The 20101-nt window shown below is 57.6% G+C and carries 15 protein-coding genes; 4 read left to right on the top strand and 11 right to left on the bottom strand.

Features of this window, described 5'->3' with window-relative positions; translation table 11 throughout:
• Positions 1-50: 50 nt before the first annotated feature.
• From F4V54_RS01805 to F4V54_RS01840, 8 genes are all read right to left on the bottom strand, one after another.
• Positions 51-647 carry a 3'-5' exonuclease gene (locus tag F4V54_RS01805; RefSeq protein WP_150386034.1) on the bottom strand — a complete coding sequence of 199 codons (597 nt, stop codon included), beginning with the start codon at positions 645-647 and terminating at the stop codon, positions 51-53.
• The gene (locus F4V54_RS01810) at positions 648-2513 is read right to left on the bottom strand and encodes a DUF294 nucleotidyltransferase-like domain-containing protein (protein ID WP_150386035.1); all 1866 of its coding nucleotides are present in this window, start codon (positions 2511-2513) and stop codon (positions 648-650) included.
• A 79-nt stretch (positions 2514-2592) separates the two neighbouring features.
• Positions 2593-4140, bottom strand: coding sequence for a cell wall-binding repeat-containing protein (locus tag F4V54_RS01815; protein ID WP_249041197.1), 1548 nt, complete (start codon positions 4138-4140; stop codon positions 2593-2595).
• Positions 4141-4150: 10 nt separating this feature from the next.
• Positions 4151-5167 (bottom strand): 3-isopropylmalate dehydrogenase, encoded by a 1017-nt coding sequence (locus tag F4V54_RS01820; protein ID WP_150386036.1) that lies wholly within the window; start codon positions 5165-5167, stop codon positions 4151-4153.
• A gap of 60 nt (positions 5168-5227) precedes the next feature.
• Positions 5228-6811: a phosphoglycerate dehydrogenase gene (gene serA, locus F4V54_RS01825; protein ID WP_211359443.1), complete on the bottom strand. Its 1584-nt coding sequence runs from the start codon at positions 6809-6811 to the stop codon at positions 5228-5230.
• Positions 6812-6961: 150 nt separating this feature from the next.
• Positions 6962-7930, bottom strand: coding sequence for a hypothetical protein (locus tag F4V54_RS01830; RefSeq protein ID WP_249041198.1), 969 nt, complete (start codon positions 7928-7930; stop codon positions 6962-6964).
• Positions 7927-9729, bottom strand: coding sequence for a GmrSD restriction endonuclease domain-containing protein (locus tag F4V54_RS01835; RefSeq protein WP_150386038.1), 1803 nt, complete (start codon positions 9727-9729; stop codon positions 7927-7929). The genes F4V54_RS01830 and F4V54_RS01835 overlap by 4 nt, the downstream gene beginning before the upstream one ends.
• Before the next feature lie 39 nt (positions 9730-9768).
• Positions 9769-10722: a cation diffusion facilitator family transporter gene (locus tag F4V54_RS01840; RefSeq protein WP_150386039.1), complete on the bottom strand. Its 954-nt coding sequence runs from the start codon at positions 10720-10722 to the stop codon at positions 9769-9771.
• A 227-nt stretch (positions 10723-10949) separates the two neighbouring features.
• Here F4V54_RS01840 and F4V54_RS01845 point away from each other — a divergent pair, with 227 nt between their 5' ends.
• The 3 genes from F4V54_RS01845 (at position 10950) to F4V54_RS01855 (ending at position 14543) form a co-directional block, all read left to right on the top strand.
• Entirely contained in the window at positions 10950-11402 is a 453-nt protein-coding gene (locus F4V54_RS01845; protein WP_150386040.1) for a hypothetical protein, read from the top strand.
• A gap of 275 nt (positions 11403-11677) precedes the next feature.
• Positions 11678-12910, top strand: a complete 1233-nt coding sequence (locus F4V54_RS01850) for an amidohydrolase (protein WP_034664854.1) — start codon at positions 11678-11680, stop codon at positions 12908-12910.
• Positions 12911-12920: 10 nt separating this feature from the next.
• Entirely contained in the window at positions 12921-14543 is a 1623-nt protein-coding gene (locus F4V54_RS01855) for an MFS transporter (RefSeq protein ID WP_102723395.1), read from the top strand.
• Positions 14544-14712: 169 nt separating this feature from the next.
• Here F4V54_RS01855 and ilvC read toward each other — a convergent pair whose 3' ends face one another.
• From ilvC to F4V54_RS01870, 3 genes are all read right to left on the bottom strand, one after another.
• Entirely contained in the window at positions 14713-15729 is a 1017-nt protein-coding gene (gene ilvC, locus F4V54_RS01860; RefSeq protein WP_150386041.1) for a ketol-acid reductoisomerase, read from the bottom strand.
• A 98-nt stretch (positions 15730-15827) separates the two neighbouring features.
• Positions 15828-16355, bottom strand: a complete 528-nt coding sequence (gene ilvN / locus F4V54_RS01865; RefSeq protein WP_034664858.1) for an acetolactate synthase small subunit — start codon at positions 16353-16355, stop codon at positions 15828-15830.
• Between the two features lie 2 nt (positions 16356-16357).
• Positions 16358-18190: an acetolactate synthase large subunit gene (locus tag F4V54_RS01870; RefSeq protein WP_249041201.1), complete on the bottom strand. Its 1833-nt coding sequence runs from the start codon at positions 18188-18190 to the stop codon at positions 16358-16360.
• Positions 18191-18506: 316 nt separating this feature from the next.
• Here F4V54_RS01870 and F4V54_RS01875 point away from each other — a divergent pair, with 316 nt between their 5' ends.
• Positions 18507-20069, top strand: a complete 1563-nt coding sequence (locus tag F4V54_RS01875) for a mechanosensitive ion channel family protein (RefSeq protein WP_150386042.1) — start codon at positions 18507-18509, stop codon at positions 20067-20069.
• Positions 20070-20101: the final 32 nt, after the last annotated feature.

Below are 20101 nucleotides of genomic sequence, written 5' to 3' on the forward strand. Positions count from 1 at the left end.
AGCATACGCGAGCCAGATCACAGCAGTGGCTTTAACCCGCACATTCCTCTCTACATGCTCGATGGTTCCCTAGCTTTCCCCACAGTCAAAGCAAGATACAGCTCAGCGCATGCGAGCGCGTCCGTCAGCGCATTGTGGTTTCCGTAATCAGGCAGGCCATGACGAGCACGTACACGCGCTAGCCGCAAATCCTCTCCCCGTGGGTACGTTCCCATGCGTTCCATTCGGCGACGCTCCAGTGTCATTGTGTCCACGACTTCCTCATCGCGCACCCGCCATGTTTTACCAAAGACCTTTTTGTGCAGCGCGCCCAAAAATCCGGTTTCCATCTGCGCAAAATGCGCGAGGAGTTTTCGGCTTTCCAGTGCCTTTAGGAACTTCTGAAGGGCTTCCACAGAGGGAATGCCATGGCGAGCAACATCATCATCAGTCACGCCATGCACGGTCGCGGAATCACCAACATGAGCACCACTGAGCACGCAATAGCCAGCGCCGGAAAGATCAATCACACGATCATTGATGGGCACCCACCCAATGGAGACAAGTTCATGCACGCCGGGTTTCAACCCAGTTGTCTCCACGTCCACCGCGAGTAGCGCGCCTGGTTCCAGATCACGCTTGGGTGGTCGAAAGAGCCCAGAGAACATCTAAATCGACCTCACGGGAAACTTCGATGCCATTGCCGCTTGCAGGGATTTGATAATGCGGAAGGAGTCCCGCAACGCGTCGCGGTCGATCGAGGACATCTTGGATGGATCAATGTGATAGTTCGGGGTCTCCCCTGCCCGTACCTGCGCCGCCTGGTGGCGCAGTGCCAGGTTAGAAATGTGGTTGTAGGCGCGCTGCAAGTCTTGAGCGCCGCGGGCGCTGATGCTATCTCCCGCCGCCTGCTCAATGCGCTCCTGTGTGCCCACCACTGTCGAGCCCGCCAGAATGCCGTACAGTCGCGCCATCTGCACCACTGCTGCGGTGCCACCCTTCTTCACATCAAGCGTGTCCGCATACTCTCCAGAACGTTGGACGACGAACCCGCGGAAGAAACCGATGGGTGGTTCACGGCGCGTGGCCAGCGCCGCCAGATGCGCATGGAGGCGACGGGATCCACGCGCGGAAACAACTGCGTTGTCATGGACTCGCTGCGCCATCTCTTCATCACCGAAGAGACACCGGAAATCAAAGAACACCTGAGCGTGAAGCAGCGCCTCCGATTCGGGGGCGGTAATCCAGTTGTGGAAGGTCTTGTTCCATTCACTTTCGGTCATACGCCATTCCGACGTGGACGCCATCATGTCACCTGGACACAATGTCTGCCCGGCATCCGCCAAACCCGTGCAGATGTACTCAGTGAACTTCTGAAAGTACTCGCCGTGTTCGGCCTCGTCATAGGAATCAGACAGCACCAGCGCATTGTCCTGATCCGAGGCAGGCCCCATTTCACGGCGCGCTTGTGAGCCCACCGCCACGAAGGCAAAAGGTACCGGCGGTGGTCCGAATTCCTCATAAGCCAGCTCGGAAAGACGCCGCGCGATCGCATCCGCAATGCCGGTGAGCAAGTGTTGCACGTCGCTTGCCGACGACCCCCGGTCCACAAACCTCGCCGCCACTGCTGCCGCGCGCTTATAAGCATCCCGCAGCTCATTCCTACTACTGCCAGCCACATCAGCAGCCAGGTAGATGGGATCTGATTGGAGCTGGTGCATGATGTCACTACTGGTCAGAACACCGATGATTTCTTGCGAGGTCCCATCGACCACGGGCAGGTGGTGGAAGCCGTGTTCGCTCATCACCAACATGGCCTCAAACAGCAATGTCTCGGCGTTGATGGTGCGCACCGGTGATGTCATCACTTCGGCCACCGCGGCAGCAGTGGAATAACTTTCGGCTACAACGCGTCGGCGCAGGTCCCGGTCGGTGAGAATGCCAATGTCTCCGCCTTCCTCCACTGGTGTGACCACGATGCAGGACACATCACTCTCGCTCATTCGAACAGCGGCATCTCGGATCGACGCAGATGCCTCCACCGTGACCAAGTTGCCCGTTTTGATCATCTCACTCACGTTGGTGCGCAGAGTGTCTGCATTGCCCGGATCGTTCAACTCCTGTGCATAGGCAGCAACACGGCGAGAGAGGGATTGGAAGAAACGGAGGATATCCGGGTGATCGCTAATAAGCGAAACAAAAGCTTCACGTGGAAGGACCAGCAAAATGCTGTCTTCCACCGCGATCATGGTGTAATCCGATTCGGGCGTGCTGACGAGCGAGGAATACCCGAAATTGCGGCCGGATTCGCGCCGATCGATGAGCGTATCTCCCTCGGCGAGAACATCGACGGCGCCAGAACGGATGATGTACAGGTTGTCATTGATCTGGCCACGGGTGACGATGACCTCGCCCCGACGAACATAAATGATCTGCATTTGGCGTGGCAGCGCCGAAAGGGCTTCATCCGGCAGATGGGAAAATGGTTCGTGCTGCGCGAGAAAACCACGCACCTCATCGAGCTCAACTGTCATGGGCTTAGAGTGCCAGAAACTCTGGCCGCACATGACAGCTTTGACCGTTTTGGGGCTTTTGGAATGTGAAATAAATTAACTACTGGTAGCTGACAAACCACGGGCGCGGGTTCACCTGCGTGTATGTCTGCTCGGGTGTGAACATTGGCTTGTCCTCGTCGATGAAATTCTTCCAGGCAACGAAGAACCTCGGGTCAAGGTTCTCCAGCAAAATGTTCCAGGTATCAAACTTCTCACCAGGTGTGCCGTGTCCATCCGCATGGAGGATGAAAGACAACTCTGGGTGATCCGTGTTGATGTTGTGCCGATCCGGCAGCATAGCCACCTGGAATTGGTGCACGATGAGGGCTTTCTGCGGCAGCTTGTGCTTGCGGGTCAGGTCAGCCAACCACTGCGTGACCTCATTGATTTCCGCAGCGTCCGCAGAGCCAACCTGTGCAGCTGGGGTTTGTCCCGGCTGAAGCTTCCACTCCGCATCTAGTGCTAAACCGACATTCGGGCGCTTCAACAGCTCCTCATAGAGCACCGCCTGGTCCTTAAAGGTGTCCAGCCCCGGCTGCAGGTCTATAACGGCGTACCCACCGGCCTCCGTAATCGCATCAATATACGGAACGAGATCGGCTGGATCCGTTTCGTTGGTGAAGTTACCGTCATCCCCGGGTCCGGCTGATGCCACAGTGGCAATAACCTCAAAAGCTGGGACGATGGTCTCATCTGTATGTTCGCGGTATTGGTCCACCCACTTCTGCACCACCTGCACCGCTTCGGCGGGTGGCTGCTCCCCCATCTGTCCCAGCGCTGGCCCAGATGGATGGCCATAGAGCGCGATCATGCGGCGCCCAGGGAAAACCAGACCGCCACCGCCGGGCAATTCGCCATTGGCGGCCATGTCCACGGCCCCATTTAAATACTCTGAAGAACCGAAGTCCTGGCCTAGAGCTAGTACCTTCTTGCCTTTCACCTGATCCATAGATTCCCGGGTCACACGCGGATCTGGATACGACAGGACGGTGACGGGGATGTGCTTGGCTGTGGCAGTGGCTGCTGCTGCCAAGGAGGTCGACTCCGTGGCAAACACCGGGGTCTTGCTTTCCTTGGTGGCGCGTGCGCCACGATCGACGATCTGGGTAATTCCGTGGCCATCTCCGGCATCGACTGCCACGGTTTCGTCGATAAGCGCTAAGTCCTCCGCATCTGTTTCAGCCTTCATGGAGGTGTCTACGGGATCCTCTGATGAAACCTGAATTCGGCGTTGTGCTCCTAGGCGCGAAATCTCCTTCTCCACGGCATCTTCAGCACCTGGTTGATGGATGAGCATGGGCGCGCCGAGATCAACAGCAATTCCTGCTGCTTTCAGTTGAGCGTCGCGGGATGGAGCAGAAACAACAACGCTATCAGAGGTTTCAAAGAAGGCCCCGGACGCATCGATGCCTGTGCCATCGGCATCGGCAAGCACCGTGGAGCCATTCTCAACGAGAGGCCGAAGCAGGGTGTCAATCTCAGACAGGTGTTCAACAGCTTTATCAGGCTTCTTCGTACACGCAACACCGCCCAGTCCCACGGCAAGACTGACTGCGATAGCAAAGACAGTACGGACCAAACGGGCTGGGGGGTGAGAAGCACGCATGGTGCGAAGCCTACTTGAGAGCTTCAGCGATCCTTGTGCCGACCCTCTCAGTCACAATTTCTTCATCGGCACGCTCGGACACATCCTGGGCCACAGCGTCCTCAATACGCACCGCATTTTCCTCATCACCCAACCAGCGCAGCATCATCGCCACAGAAAGGATCATCGCGGTAGGATCCGCGATCCCCTGTCCAGCAATATCAGGTGCGGAACCGTGAACCGGCTCGAACATGGACGGGTTCGTCCGGGATGCATCGATGTTGCCGGAGCACGCCTGGCCAACGCCACCGGTAACTGCACCAGCTAAGTCTGTGAGGATGTCACCAAAGAGATTGTCGGTCACGATGACGTCATACCGCTCCGGGTCAGTAACCATGTAGATGGTCGCGGCATCGATGTGGTTGTAATCCACCTCGACCTCTGGGTACTCCGCAGCGACATCGTTGACGGTGTTCTGCCACAGCGCGCCAGCATTGGTCAGCACATTAGTCTTGTGCACGAGCGTGAGCTTCTTACGACGAGCTATCGCTGTTTCAAAACCATGGCGAACGAGGCGCTCGACACCGTAACGAGTGTTCTGCGAGACCTCGCAGGCCACCTCAGCTGGGGTGCCCTGACGCAGAGTGCCACCATTGCCGCAGTACAAACCCTCGGTACCTTCGCGCACCACAACAAAATCAATGTTGCCGGGATTAGCCAGCGGGCTCACCGCCGTCGGGTACAACTTCGAAGGGCGCAGGTTAACAAAGTGATCCAGCTTGAAGCGAAGTGGCAACAGCAGGCCACGTTCCAGCACACCAGCCGGCACCCGCTCCGGATCTCCAATCGCGCCGAGCAGGATGGCATCGTGCTCGCGCAGGCTTGCCAGATCCTCATCCGTCAACAACTCCCCATTACGCAGGTAGCGGCGGGCGCCGAGGTCATACTCCGTGAACTCAACGTCTTGGCGCACGGCGTTGAGCGCCTTAAGGCCCTCAGCCATCACCTCGGGGCCGATTCCGTCGCCAGCAATAACTGCGATCTTCATGTGGTGTGTCACCTTTCTTCCCATTGAGGGCGGCTTAAGGGCTGGTGTGCGAATGAGGGTTTAGTCCAGTACCAGCTGGAAACTGGATGCCTGAATAGACTCGGCGATAGCCTTCTCCAGATCCGCTGGGATCTCAGACTCAACTCGGAGGATAAGGAACGCACCGTCGCCCTTGGCAGCCTGGGTCAAAGCAGCAGCCTCGATATTGATGCCCTTCTCACCCAGCTGGCTGCCAACCTTACCCAGTGCACCAGGCTGGTCCGTGTAGGACAGGAACAGGTTGCGGCCTTCTGCGCGCATGTCCACGCCACGGCCGTTGATGCGCACAATCTTCTCCACGTGCTCAAGGCTGGTCAGTGCCCCCTCCACGGTCGCGGTATCACCATTCGCTGAAACAACCTGAACCTCCAACGTGGAGCGATGACCGCGGGATTCAGTGGCCACACCAGACTCCATTTCAAGACCACGCGCCTTGGCAATAGCAGGTGCGTTAACAAAGGTAACCGGCTCCTCCACGATGCCAGAAAACAGACCGCGCACAGCGGACAGGGCCAGTGTGGACGGATCCTCGGTGGACAACTCGCCTCGGGCGGTGACGCGGAGGGACACCGGGGCCTCATCGAGCAGGCTACCTGCAAGGAGACCGAGCTTGCGTGCGAGTTCAAGCCATGCGGCAACCTCTTCGCCCACGGCACCACCGATGACGTTGACGGCATCCGGGACGAACTCGCCGGCCAGCGCCTTGAGTACGGAATCAGCAACGTCCGTGCCTGCACGGTCCTGTGCCTCAGCGGTGGATGCGCCCAGGTGCGGAGTCACAACTACCTCATCCAGGGCGAACAGTGGGGAGTCCGTGCACGGCTCAGTGGCGTACACGTCAAACCCAGCGCCGCGGATCTTGCCGTTGGAAATGGCATCAGCCAGCGCCTGCTCATCTACCAGGCCACCGCGCGCGGCGTTGATGATGATCTGTCCTTCCTTGGCCTTCGCCAGCAGCTCAGCGTTGAACATTCCCTGCGTTTCCTTGGTCTTGGGTAGGTGAATGGTGACAAAGTCAGCACGGGAAACAAGCTCTTCCAGCTCCACCAGCTCGACACCGAGCTGCGCGGCGCGTGCGGGGTTAGCGTACGGGTCATATGCAATGACGGTGGTTTCAAAAGCGGAAAGGCGCTGTGCAAAGAGCTGACCAATGTGGCCAAACCCGACGATGCCCACGGTCTTGCCAAAGATTTCAACACCCTTGAAGGAGGATCGCTTCCACTCCCCGTCACGCAGGGTCTTGTCCGCAGCCGGAATCTGGCGTGCAGTGGACAGAAGCAGGGCGATAGCGTGCTCACATGCGGAGTGAATGTTGGAGGTCGGCGCGTTGACCACCATGACGCCACGCTGGGTTGCGGTGTCCACGTCAACGTTGTCTAGGCCCACACCGGCGCGACCAACGATACGCAAGTCCGGCGCGGCTAAAAGGACCTCAGCATCAACAGTGGTTGCGGAGCGAACGAGCAATGCCTCTGCCTCGGGCACAGCAGCGAGGAGCTCAGCGCGGTTCGGGCCGTCTACCCAGCGCACCTCCACTGCATCTCCGAGCGCATCCACGGTGGATTGGGCGAGTTTATCTGCAATGAGGACAACGGGTTTAGACACGGTATTTACATCTCCTGCTATGTGGGTTGGTGCACTCGGACGTGCATTCGCTTCTGGCAGCGTCGATTATTTTATTCACACCACTGTGTATTCCCCTATTTCAGGGTTCTATTTCATGCAGTATTGCTTATCCGCGCCACCTCCGCCCCCTCACAAGACCTGTGGCAACTTCTCTATCCCAGCAAAACTCCGAGACTCTGCGGTCGCCTCCGCCTCCTTGATCCGGCTGCGCAGCTCCTCATCGGTGCCAAATTCCGGCCCTAAAGCAATGAGCGGTTTATCTGCAAGTCCTGTCATGACCAACAGTGCGCGATCATCCACGCGCGGGTCTGGGTCATCCACCACATAAACGTCCGCGCCAAATCCTCGTGCAGTGGCAACAGCGGCAAGGGGGCTCGAAGCCACTGCAATCACGTGGGGCGCCATCTCAGCGTTCTGCCTTGATTGAAGTGGGACAACACCTTCTTTTGCCCGATCTTCCACGTGCTGCTCTCCCCCATAGCCACTTTTCAGCCACACCGGATCATTGGGATCCAGACCCGCAACCGCCGCTACCGCTTTCTCAGGTGCATCCACTACTTTTTCGCCGAACTGCAGCGCCGTTGCTTTCTCTAAGGCATCCAATCCACCGGGATCCCGGATCACGGTGAGCTTCTCCGAGTAATTGAGTACGGGAACGTTGCCCACGGCAAAGACCGTGTGGGTATCCAGCCGTTCAATCTCCCGCACCACGGCCGCATGATGGTCGCTGGAATACACAACCATCGGTGCATGGGCGACAACTGCCAGCGATGCAGCGCGCAGCTGTGATTGCGGATCGCCGTCGCTGATGATGAGTACCTCAGAGTTGTCAAAGAAGATCTTTGAGGTTTCGAAGCCCCACGGGTCATCTACCACGACCGGGGTTGGCGTAAAACGTTCAGACACATGGTTTGAACGGTTCACTGTGCGCGCCTGCTGCAGAAGTGGAGGCACCGTTGTTGTTGGCGTGGTCACTGTGGGGTCTTGCCCAGTGGCTGCATCTTCAGGAGACGTGCATGCAACAAGCCCCAGCGCAAGACAGATGGCAGCACCAATTAGCGGTGCTGCCTTACGCTTTGTGTCGCTTACTTTCGTCACGCGTCCTCGATATCACTGTCTTCGCTGCTTGCATTCCTCGCGCTGACGTTACCGTCACGCACCACGGGTTTGTCCATGGCATATTCAATCATCCCGATGAAACGTTCCGCCCGGTCAGCAAAGAATGCCTCCCAATGAGAAGTCAGCAGGTATTCCGGCACCAATTCGTGTGTTGCCAAAACTTCATCGAATTCTGAATCTTCCATGATGGCCTTGGATTGCAGACGCGAGAGGTACCGTTTCGGATCCCCGCTTTCCATCACGCTTTCAGTGCGTTTGCCAAGGGGTGTGCGGTTGAGTACCGAGTGCGCCAATTGTTCATCCACGCCATGTGTGTGGCAGTAGCCAGCGGGAAAGACCTGATAGAAATCAGGTTGCAGTTCAACGATGCTGGTGGCGTCAAAAGTCTTGCCCGTACGCCAATCGCGTGCACCCCGCGCCATGAGCAGCGAATAGATACCGCGATACACCGCCGAATCGGGACCAGCGGTAAGCAAACGCGACTCCGCAAACTGTGCATCTCTTACTGTCTTAGGTACCTCGTCGGTGGTGCCCATGGCCCACGGGGTGACTTGGTCCACATCAATGCCCGCACGAATAGACGGCGCGTGCGCACCATAGAGCTCACCAAACACACCACACCAGAACCATTGGTTAACACGGTCCGTGGTGGTCTGTTCATCGCAGCTGAGACCGGCTGTATCCCTGTTCAAACGCGCAAGAATGACAGCCAAGGGAACAAGCTGATGCGAATAAGGAACCTGATCAACGGTGAAAATGCACCGTTCTGCCAAAAACCTCGCGGTGCGATCAAAAGCCGCAACTAGTTCACGTGAAGCCCAGAGATAATCCTCCAAGGCCAAGTTAAGAACGTCCCCACGGTGGCCACGGGACGGGCCCGTCGTGCTGGACACCAACAGTGAAACACCGCGTAAAAAGCGCACTCGGTCGATCTCATCCAACGCCGGATGCTTGCGCAATTCCTGCTCACACTGCTCCCAATGTTTGGCGAGGACGAAAGTGGGATCCTCAAGGGCAAAGCTGGCAGTCAGCAGCTCAAAGACATCCATCGACACACCTTGCGAATTAGCCTGGGCAAAGATCTGCCCAACACCGATCTGAGAGGTGTCACGGTCGAGCCGTGTCATCGGGATGTCGTAGGCCGCCAACGGTCGCAAAACTCGGCGATGGAATTCCTTCACTTTGTCGCGCAGTTCGGGGTCATCGGTCTTCGCTGCCATATCAAAGAGCAGGTCATTGCCTTCCTCCCACAGCAGGGAGGACACCGGTACGACGTAGTTTTCTACCATCGACTCCCGGGAAGTTATTCCTCCGGGGATGTCGGGCCCAAAGTGCGAGCGGATTTCCCCGTCATCGTCGATAGCAAAAATTGCTTCTTCCGGTATGGGTTCTGTTTGAACTGCGAGGCGCACGTCCACAAAGAATCGTCGATAAATGCTCCGCCCGCGAAAATCCAGGACCTCAATGCGGCCATCACCTTGGAACGTCAAATACAGAGAAGACAGGCGCTGCTGGCCATCGAGAAGCAGCAAGCCCGGATCACTGTCTGTGGCTGGTGCGCCGGGAAGTGGCTGTGGGCTGAAGCGCATAGGCACATTTCGTGTATCCAGCGCCAGTAGGGTTCCCACTGGGTAGCCCCGCAGAACCGTGGAAATGAGCAAGCGCGTGCGGTCCACATCCCACAGGTACGTGTGCTGGAAATCAGGAATTTGAAGCTCGCCACGTTCAGCGCGTGCGAACAGGTCGGTCAAGGAGTAGCTCGGCGTTGTAAACCCCATGTGTCTAACTGTAGAGGACACCGTCCCTTTCAGGCGGGTTTAAAGAGTTCCCCGCGCTTCCTCGAGCGCACACACCACCTCATGGTTCACGTGTCCTGGCGGTTCAATCTGGATGGTGGCATGATCAACCCCCAGCTCTGCGAGCTTTTCTTGCGCACGGTCCAGCAGAATCCCGTGGTCCGCATGTGTGATGAGGTGCACGGTACACAACACGTTGTTGCCGCTCATGGACCACAAGTGAAGGTCATGGATTCCTTTCACGCCGTCGAGTGCGAGCAATTCGTCAGACACAACATCAGGGTCGAAGCCTTCGGGCACGCGTTCAAGCAGAATGCTTGTCGACGACTTGAGGAGCTCCCACGCCCTCGGCAGCACCATGCCCGCGATGATGAGTGAGGCGATAACATCTGCTGCTTGGAATCCGGTGGTGGCAATGACAATGCCTGCCACGATCACCGCCACTGAGCCGGCCATATCCACCAGCACGTGAAGATACGCACCTTCCACGTTGATGGAATCCTTGCGCTGGCGATGCAGCACTAGTGCGGACGCCGCATTTGCAACCAACCCGATGATGGCGATGAGGATCATCGTGCGGCTGGCGATCTCCGCGCCACGCCCAAGACGCGATACCGCTTCGTAGACGATCCACAGTGACACCACGCCCACGGTCACCGCATTAACTGCTGCCGCAAGAACTTCGGCGCGACGATAACCGAAGGTGGCAAAGCGCGACACCTGCTTACGTCCGATGAGAACAGCAACGAGCGCAATGATCATCCCCGTTGCATCGGAGAGCATGTGCATAGCATCGGCCAACAAGGCCATCGATCCGGACAACCAGCCACCGATGAGCTCAGCAAAGAAAACGACACCAGTGATAGTCAACGCGATGGCAAGCGAACGCACCGAGGCATCAGCGACATCTACCCCACCGTGATCATGGTGGTGATGATGAGATTGTCCATGGGAGGACGCACTGTGTTCTTTCATGGCTCCACTTTATGACAATTCAGGACTTATTGAAAGTGTATTGAAAATAGGGTGACCTAAGCCAAGACCCTCATGAAGCCTAGTCACCTGCTTGGTCGCCGATTCATGCGTTCATTACACACGACACAGCACACATCCAAAATGAAAAGAAAACCTCATTTGAACCAAAAACTTGTTAGCGTGGACAACCGATTACTAAATACAGCTTTAGGAAGGTAGACCGACCAATGACTAAGCACAACGATCCGACCAAGTTTGAGTACGGTGGCTCGCTTAACGACGAAACGCGGATCCAGGATCCGATTCTGACGGAAGATACCCGCACCGCGTCGATCCCGCTTGCCACCGGTGCGGACTACGCCGAGAGCTCCACCGGCACTAACACCAACGGTGGTGGCTGGTGGAAGTGGCTGCTCGGTGCCATCGCTCTGGCACTTCTGGGCTGGCTGATCTGGGCGCTGGTCACTGGTTCCGGTGAGCAGTCCTCGACGGAGCCGTCCACCACCATCGTGGGCACCACGACCATCAACGTGACCACAACCGTCGCCCCTGCTGAAGACGCGCCGGAACCGGCTCAAGATGTGCCAGGAGATAGCGCTCCTGCTGAAGATGCGCCAGCCCCGGTTGAAGAAGCCCCGGCACCAGCACCAGCCGAGGAAGCACCGGCGTCGGCAAACTAGCCACCACACTTTGGCGGCCCCGAAGGAGATCCACGCCCCTTCGGGTCCGTTTTGCTATGCACTAACCCAAGCGCGAGCACTTCATTGAATTCGATCCGAGGCACGTGGTCGAGATACACGAGCAGTGGGAGCACCTATTCATCTGGCTACAACAAGTCCTAAAACTGTGAAAGAACTCATATTCCGCGGGAACACTTCCTGAAGTTCTGTTTACCAGCAGGTTAAAGACCTAGCTTCCCCTGCGCTAATGCTGAGAATGGGCGTACAGTTAAAGTATGTCCACCAAAATAGATAGTGCCAGGAAAATTTTGGGGGACCTCGCGTCCACCCGATCAAACCGCGAAGAGTTGTACAAGTATTTCCACCAGCACCCTGAGCTGTCCATGCAGGAGCGTGGCACCGCAGATCGCATTGTTCAAGAACTCGAAGCTTCGGGCATATCCACCACCCGCATCGGGGAAACAGGCGTTCTTGCCACCATTGAAAACGGTGCCGGCCCAACCGTAGCCATGCGCGCTGATATTGATGCGCTGCCGGTGAAAGAAGTGTCCGGCAAAGATTACGCCTCCACAGCAACGCAGCTTGATGAGAAATCCGGTACCGAGGTTCCCGTCGCCCACGCCTGTGGGCACGACTTCCACCTCATGTCGCTGATCACAGCGCTGCAGGCATTCAACGCCCACAAAGATGAATGGTCAGGGACCTTCATCGGTGTCTTCCAACCCGCTGAAGAAACCGCCGAGGGTGCCCGCGCCATGCTGGACGCAGACCTCAAAGACGTCATACCCCGGCCGGATGTCTACCTTGGCCAACACGTGCTCGCCAGCTTGCCGTGCGGTTACGTAGGCACGCGTCCGGGCCCTGTGCTTTCCTCCGCTTTCTCAGTGAAGGTTGTCGTGCACGGCAAAGGCTCCCACGGATCCATGCCAGAACTTGGTGTTGACCCAGTTGTTCTGGCCTCCACCATCGTGATGCGCCTGCAGACTATTGTCTCGCGTGAAGTGGCAGCCAAAGAGACTGCGGTGGTGACCGTAGGAGCGATCCATGCAGGAACTAAGTCCAACATCATCACGGATTCTGCGGAACTGCTCATCAACACCCGCGCTTACAACAGCGCAGTAAGCGAGCACCTCAAAGAAGCCATCGAACGCATCGTTCGTGCAGAGTGTGTTGCGGCACGCAGCCCACAAGAGCCCGAATTCACCTACTACGACCGCTACCCGCTCACCGACAACGACGGGGATACCACCGCTACTGTGCGCGAGGCCTTCGACGCATACTTTGGCGATGAGGCCTGCGACCTCGATGCAGTTCCCGCCTCCGAGGATTTCTCCATCATCCCTGATGCGCTCGGTGTGCCCTACACCTACTGGGGTCTCGGTGGCTTCGCCGACTTGAGCAAAGCCGTGGGGAACCACAATCCTGCTTTCGCACCAGACCTCCAACCCACCCTTGATCGCGGCGCTGAGGCAATTGTTGTTGCGGCATCCGCATGGCTGACCAAGTAAGGAGTCCATGATGTCAACACCAATACAATCAGTCCAAAAAGCCAAAGAGTTCAAAGGTAATGATTCTGCTCTCCTCGGCATCGTCCTTGCCGTGATCACCTTCTGGCTTTTTGCTCAAACCACACTGAATATCGGCCCGGCGATGGGCCAAGACATCGGCACCCCTCCCGCCGTGATGAACATCGCCATCTCCCTGTCAGCATTGTTCTCTGGCATGTTCATCGTCGTCGCCGGTGGATTCGCTGATCGCATCGGACGTGTCCGGTTGACCGACATCGGTAACATCCTAGGCATCACCGGTTCTTTGCTCGTCGGTTTGGCAATCACCGGCGGCGTTGGCAATGCGATGCTCATCATTGGCCGCATCCTGCAGGGCGTCTCAGCCGCATGCATCATGCCCGCAACGATGGCACTGCTCAAGACCTACTGGCAAGGTGCTGATCGCCAGCGTGCCGTGTCCATGTGGTCAATTGGTTCCTGGGGTGGCTCCGGCCTGGCTGCTATCTTCGGTGGATTCATGGCCTCCACGCCCCTTGGATGGCGCTCCATCTTCATTATCAGCGCACTGATCTCTGCGGCCTCTATCCTGCTCATGCGTCAGATTCCGGAGGATGCTCCGGCGAAAGACTCTGGCGCAAAGACCGATGTGCCCGGCATCATCACCCTGGCAACGTTTGTGCTGACCCTGCTGCTAGTGGTCACCCAAGGCGCAAACATTGGTTGGACCAGCTGGATTACCTGGACGCTGTTGGCAGTATCCATCCTCTCGCTGACCGCCTTCATCCGCGTAGAAAACCACAGTGAGGCGCCCCTGGTGGACTTCTCCCTGTTCAAAAACCCCGTGTTCACCGGTGCCACGATTTCAAACCTGATGATCAACGCAACCGCTGGCCTCATCCCCGTCACGCTGTGGGTCCTGCAGGATGCTGCTGATCTAGATGCTGCAAAGGCTGGCTATTACACGCTGGGTTACGCGATCTTCATTATCGGCTTCATCCGTGTCGGTGAAAAACTCCTTCAGAAGTTCGGTGCAAAGAAGCCGATGATGTGGGGCGCGATGATCGTCATCGTCTCTATCGTTCTGCTTATGGGCACCAATGTGATGACGCAGACTTATCTCATCCTGGCGATCATCGCCTTCAGTCTGTTTGGTCTGGGCCTAGCTTTCTACGCCACCCCGTCGACTGACGCAGCACTGAGTGCCCTTCCGGATGACAAGGCTGGTGCAGGCTCCGGTGTGTACAAGATGGCATCTTCCCTCGGTGCCGCTTTTGGCGCCGCAATCCCGACGACTATCTACACCGTCATGTCCTCCTCGGATTCCGTCCTGCTGGGCAATGCACTCGAGTTTTCGGGCCGCCAGGACAACGCTGTTGTTCGTGAAGCAGCGATGTTCGGTCTGGGCGCAACGCTGATCATGGCGCTGATCGCACTTTGCTCGATTATCCTGTTCGTGCCCGGTGACGCTGGCAGCAAGAAGTCTGACAAGGCACCCACCAAGGCCACGGAGCTTCTGGCTGCTGCCGAGGAAGAAATCGCAGCCGCCGAGGAAAAGATTGCAAAGGCGCAAGAAGAAGCCCGTCTTGCCCGTCAACGCTACAAGGAAGCGCAAGAAGCACTCGCCAACGAGTAGTGTTCTTCCCTTGCACCTCTCCCCCACTGGCTGGACTGAAACATCAGTTTTACCAGTGGGGGAACTCTTATGTTGTAGGGGTATAGGAATGAGAAAACCGCCTAGAACTATCCGGTTTCAACCCGGGTTCCAGGCGGTTTATATTTGCCACGAAGTGTGGCTGGACCGTTTAACGCGCGGTGTCGGTCAGCGGGTTCTGAACCCAGCTCATCATGTCACGCAGCTCGGCACCGGTCTTCTCAATCGGGTGCTGGGAGATCTTCGCACGAAGATCCTCGAGTTCCTTGTTGCCACCCTCGACGTTGGCAATCAGGCGGCGAGTGAACTCACCCGACTGGATGTCTTTAAGAACTTCACGCATGCGCTCCTTAGCACCTGCGTCAACAACGCGTGGGCCCGACAGGTAGCCACCGAACTCAGCGGTATCAGACACCGAGTAGTTCATGTTGGCAATGCCGCCCTCGTAGATCAGGTCGACGATGAGCTTCATCTCGTGCAAGCACTCGAAGTAGGCCATCTCCGGCTCGTAGCCGGCCTCAGTCAGAACGTCGAAGCCGTTCATGATCAGCTCTTCCAGGCCACCGCAGAGAACAGCCTGTTCACCGAACAGGTCGGTGACGGTCTCAGCCTCAAACGTCGTTGGGATAACGCCCGCGCGAGCGCCACCAATAGCAGCGGCGTAGGACAGCGCCAAGTCGCGGCCATTGCCCTTCGGATCCTGATCAACAGCAATCAAGCACGGAACACCCTTGCCGTCAGCAAAGGTACGTCGAACCAGGTGGCCCGGGCCTTTCGGAGCAACCATGCCAACAGTGATGTTGTCAGCCGGCTCAATGAGCTTGAAGTGGATGTTCAGGCCGTGGCCAAAGAACAGAGCATCACCGTCAGTGAGGTTCGGCTCAATGTCGTTCTTGAAAATCTCAGCCTGAGAGGTGTCCGGAGCCAGAAGCATGATCACATCGGCCCAGGCAGTTGCATCAGCGTTGGACTTGACCTCAAAGCCAGCCTCGCGAGCCTTCTCCGCAGACTTGGAGCCGTCGCGCAGGCCAATGACAACCTCAACGCCAGACTCACGCAGGTTCTGCGCGTGTGCGTGGCCCTGGGAGCCGTAACCGATCACGGCAACCTTGCGGCCCTGGATGATGGACAGATCAGCGTCGTCGCCGTAAAAGACTTCAATAGCCATGAGAGAACCTTTCAAATTCTTTGAGATGCGCTAGTCGCACGTCCCACTATACGGGACAATCGTCTAACTATGTGAGACGGGGGTGAGAAATTTGTGAGCTACTTGGACGGCGCCAGCGTCTTCGGGCCACGATTGAGCGCCACGCGGCCGGACTGAACCAGCTCACGGATACCAAAGGGCTCCAAGACATCCAGCAGAGCACGCAGCTTGCTTGACGTGCCGGTCGCCTCAATCACCACGGAATCCGGCGCAACATCCACAACGCGGGCACGGAAGATGTTCGCCGCATCCACAACCTGCGGACGGTTGCTGTTGTTGGCGTTCACCTTCACCAACATGAGCGAACGCGCAACGGTGGACTCCTCCTCCAGGCGCAAAACCTTGAGCACGTTCACGAGCTTGTTCAGCTGTTTGGTGATCTGCTCCACCGCGTGCTCAGAAGCATCGACCACGACGGTGATGCGGTGGATGCCCGGGGTCTCCGTTTTTGCGGAGGTCAAGGACACAAGGTTGAAACCACGGCGCGTAAACATCGCAGTCACACGGGTGATGATGCCTTCGACGTCCTGAACCAGCACGGACAGGACGCTACGAGTCACGTCGTCATAAAGATGATTAGTAGTCATGCTTAGTTCTCCTCAGCCGCGTTAGTGGAGTTGGTGGTGTCGGTGTCATCATCAATCGCATCAGCGATCGTCTCGTGGATATCTGCGGGGGTTTCGCCGGCTGAAATCTCTTCGTCGAAAAGCGGGCGCAGATCGCGCGCGTACTGGATCTCGGAGTTCGAGCTGCCAGCAGCAATCATTGGCCAGACTTGTGCGTCCTCCCCCACGACGAAGTCAATGACGACTGGACGGTCATTGATCTCGCGGGCACGCTTGATGGCCGGCAAGACCTCTTCTTCCGTGGTCACACGGATAGCTTCAGCCCCCAGTGCCGTAGCCAGACCCAGGAAGTCCGGAACATACGTGGTGTCCTGACGGAGCTTCGTGTGTGAATAGTGGCCATCGTAGAACAGAGTCTGCCACTGGCGCACCATGCCCAGGTTGCCGTTATTGATCAAGGCAACCTTGAAGGGGAAGCCTTCCACGGCAGCCGTGGTGATCTCCTGGTTGGTCATCTGGAAGCAACCATCACCGTCAATCGCCCACACCTCCTTGTCCGGGCAACCAGCCTTGGCGCCGAGGGCTGCCGGAACAGCAAAGCCCATGGTGCCCAATCCGCCGGAGTTGAGCCAGGTGCGCGGGTGCTCGAAGTCGAGGAACTGTGCGGACCACATTTGGTGCTGGCCAACACCAGCAACAAAGACCGCGCCAGGCCCCACTTCCTTGGACAGGGTCTCGATAACGAACTGCGGGGACAGCGTCCCATCTGCGTGCTTTTCGTAGCCACGCGGGAAACGCTTCTTCATGTCGCCGAGGTAGTCCATCCACTCGCTAATCTGCGGGGTGGAAATCTTCTTGCCCTTCTTGAAGGTCTCAGCGAGCTGGCTAATGACCTCCCGCGCATCACCTACGATCGGCACATCAGCAACGCGGATCTTACTAATCTCGGCAGGGTCCACATCAGCGTGAATAACCTTGGCGTCTGGGGCAAAGTACTCCGGGTCACCCGTCACACGATCATCAAAACGCGCGCCCAGGGTAATCAGAAGGTCTGCCTTCTGCAGCGCGGCGACAGCAGGAACCGTGCCATGCATGCCCGGCATACCCATGTACTGCGGGTGGTGCGAGGGGAATGCGCCGAGAGCCATAAGCGTGGTCACAACCGGAAGGCCGGTCAGCTCTGCAAACTCACGCAGCTCCTTAGCCGCGTTGGCCTTGATAATGCCGCCGCCAGCGTAGATGACCGGCCGCTCCGCCTCCGCAATCATCTTCGCAGCCTGGGTGATCTGACGGTTGTGCGGTTTTGTGGTCGGCTTGTACCCCGGCAGGTCCACAACCGGTGGCCATACAAAGTCCAGTTCAGCGTTCTGGATATCCTTGGGAAAGTCCACGAGGACCGGGCCAGGGCGCCCAGTGGAAGCAAGATGGAACGCCTCAGCCAAAGCCTTTGGAATGTCCTCTACGCGAGCGACCATGATGTTGTGCTTTGTAATCGGCATAGTGATGCCGCGGATGTCTGCTTCCTGGAACGCATCAGTACCCAGTAGAGAAGTACCCACCTGGCCGGTGATGGCCACGATGGGAACCGAGTCCAAATAAGCATCCGCCAGGGCGGTGACGAGGTTGGTTGCGCCCGGGCCCGACGTGGCCAGGCACACGCCGACCTTCCCGGAAGCAAGCGCGTACCCCTCAGCCGCGTGTCCGGCACCTTGCTCGTGGCGCACAAGGACGTGGCGCAACTTCTTGGCGGCAAACAGGGCGTCATATAGCGGAAGCACCGCTCCCCCTGGAATACCGAAAACAATGTCCGTGCCGAGCTCCTCAAGACTGCGGACGATCGCCTCCGCACCTGTCATGTGTTCGGGCTGCTTTTTCTGTGACGCTGCCACTATTCCCTCAAACTCCTTATGTGAGGCCTTTTCGGTGTTTTACCAGACTAAATCACGCCATCCTGCGGGCGTGATCTAGGGGTGACCAACAACAAAGCCCCCGCTTTGTTGGCGGGGGCGCTTGTTGTAATTGACCGTTTGTGAAACCGGCTCTGGTGCTACGAGAGCATCAGTCACGCGAAGCGCCGTGAGGTACCACTACTAGGCCAATCAAAGTCATGCCGAAGATCATACACAATTCCCCAGCACTTTCTCAGCGATTTCGCGCTAACCTAGCTGTGCTATGCCGTTTTCACTGATTCTTGACCAGGTGTGGCGTTGGCTCGCCGATACTGGAATTAACCTGGCCCTCCTGCTTGTCCTTGCCTTCCTGGTTCCACGTGCTGGCCGTTTGGCCAACCGGTATGTGGAACGTCAGGTGGCTGAATCTAAAGACACGAACGAGGGGAAGACCTCCCTGGCGCTCGCCGGTGTGGGCATTTATATCGTCCAGCTGGTCGCCTACTTCCTCATTCTCGTTTTCTTCCTCCAACAGCTTGGCTTCTCCCTCGCCGGCGCTGCTATTCCCGCCACTGTGGTCTCTGCCGCGATTGGTTTTGGTTCGCAGCAAATCATCGCTGACTTCGTCGCGGGCTTTTTCATTCTCACGGAGAAGCAATACGGCGTGGGGGACCTAGTCACATTCAAAGGCAATGGCATTGATGTCACCGGTGACGTCATCCAAATCACCATGCGCGCCACTCAGGTCCGCACCCTCGAGCAATACACGGTGACCATTCCGAACTCCGCAGCACAGGTTTGCATCAACAACTCGAACCACTGGTCGCGCGCCCTTGTGGAAGTCCCCGTTCCACTACTCGGCTCACATGACACCGAAGAAGTCATCACCCGTGCAGAAGCAGCTGCACGTCGTGCGATTTCGGAGCCGGATATTGTTCCGCTCATCCAAGGCGATCTGCTGTGCCAGCCAGGCACAGACCTCAACCCGCCAAACACGGTAGGCATGCCATGGACACTGGATATCCGCTTCATGGTGCGATGCAGCCCCGGCGATCAGTTCCCCATCGAGCGCGCAATTCGTGTGTATATCCTCGATGAATTCTTTGATGAGTACGGCTCAGCTGCTGCCATGCCCGAGGCCCCGCTTTTCGACGCAAAAGATACCCGCACCACCGCTTTCACCCCTGCTTTCCTAACTCGGCGATACGCCTCCGAGTGGAACCAGTGGGAAGCAGAGGACAAAGAGGAAAGCGACAAAGAACACAAACCCATCCTCTCCCCCACACCTGAAACACAGGTAGAGGCAGAAGAAGCTGCACCAACGGAAACCCAGCGCACTGGCTTGTCCGCGGGTACACCAACGAAGACAGACAACACTGCCCCGGAGGATGATCCGGCGACAAAGGATAAAGCGCAGGCCGAGAAGGAAAGGCGCTACACCTTCGGCACTCTTGGCGGACGGATTCGGGCATCCACTGGAATGCTGATCTTGGTCTTCGCGGTGCTGCTCATTCTGCGTGGCTTGACGTTGTCTTCGGGAGAAGATAGCGAAAAGAACTCTGGAATCCTTGCCCCACCGCGCAATCCTGAGCCGTCGTCCATTGTTGAGACGCCACAGCCACAAACACAAACAACCCAGGCACCGGCACAAACTACGCACGCGACCCCCACCGCCACCGTAGAGTCCGCACCCAACTCCACTGTGCCCACGTCAGAGCCAACGGATGTACCGACGAGTAACCCTCAACAGCCAAGGCAGAACACACCGGAACAAGATGAACCGGCGCAGCAGCAGGGTGCGGGGCCGACCCAGGAATCGTCGATAAGCGAGCCCGCTCGGCCGTAACTTGGCGGTGACTGCCCAGCGTGACACCCAGT

Source organism: Corynebacterium tuscaniense (assembly GCF_008693065.1).
GTDB lineage: Bacteria > Actinomycetota > Actinomycetes > Mycobacteriales > Mycobacteriaceae > Corynebacterium > Corynebacterium tuscaniense.

Excerpts from the sequence above, each read along its gene's own strand:
- F4V54_RS01870 (WP_249041201.1), bottom strand. The coding sequence starts at position 18,190 with ATGACAGGTGCGGAGGCGATCGTCCGCAGTCTTGAGGAGCTCGGCACG.
- F4V54_RS01845 (WP_150386040.1), top strand. The coding sequence starts at position 10,950 with ATGACTAAGCACAACGATCCGACCAAGTTTGAGTACGGTGGCTCGCTT.
- F4V54_RS01805 (WP_150386034.1), bottom strand. The coding sequence starts at position 647 with ATGTTCTCTGGGCTCTTTCGACCACCCAAGCGTGATCTGGAACCAGGC.
- F4V54_RS01855 (WP_102723395.1), top strand. The coding sequence starts at position 12,921 with ATGTCAACACCAATACAATCAGTCCAAAAAGCCAAAGAGTTCAAAGGT.
- F4V54_RS01815 (WP_249041197.1), bottom strand. The coding sequence starts at position 4,140 with ATGCGTGCTTCTCACCCCCCAGCCCGTTTGGTCCGTACTGTCTTTGCT.
- F4V54_RS01810 (WP_150386035.1), bottom strand. The coding sequence starts at position 2,513 with ATGACAGTTGAGCTCGATGAGGTGCGTGGTTTTCTCGCGCAGCACGAA.
- F4V54_RS01820 (WP_150386036.1), bottom strand. The coding sequence starts at position 5,167 with ATGAAGATCGCAGTTATTGCTGGCGACGGAATCGGCCCCGAGGTGATG.
- ilvN (WP_034664858.1), bottom strand. The coding sequence starts at position 16,355 with ATGACTACTAATCATCTTTATGACGACGTGACTCGTAGCGTCCTGTCC.
- F4V54_RS01840 (WP_150386039.1), bottom strand. The coding sequence starts at position 10,722 with ATGAAAGAACACAGTGCGTCCTCCCATGGACAATCTCATCATCACCAC.
- F4V54_RS01875 (WP_150386042.1), top strand. The coding sequence starts at position 18,507 with ATGCCGTTTTCACTGATTCTTGACCAGGTGTGGCGTTGGCTCGCCGAT.
- F4V54_RS01835 (WP_150386038.1), bottom strand. The coding sequence starts at position 9,729 with ATGGGGTTTACAACGCCGAGCTACTCCTTGACCGACCTGTTCGCACGC.
- F4V54_RS01850 (WP_034664854.1), top strand. The coding sequence starts at position 11,678 with ATGTCCACCAAAATAGATAGTGCCAGGAAAATTTTGGGGGACCTCGCG.
- ilvC (WP_150386041.1), bottom strand. The coding sequence starts at position 15,729 with ATGGCTATTGAAGTCTTTTACGGCGACGACGCTGATCTGTCCATCATC.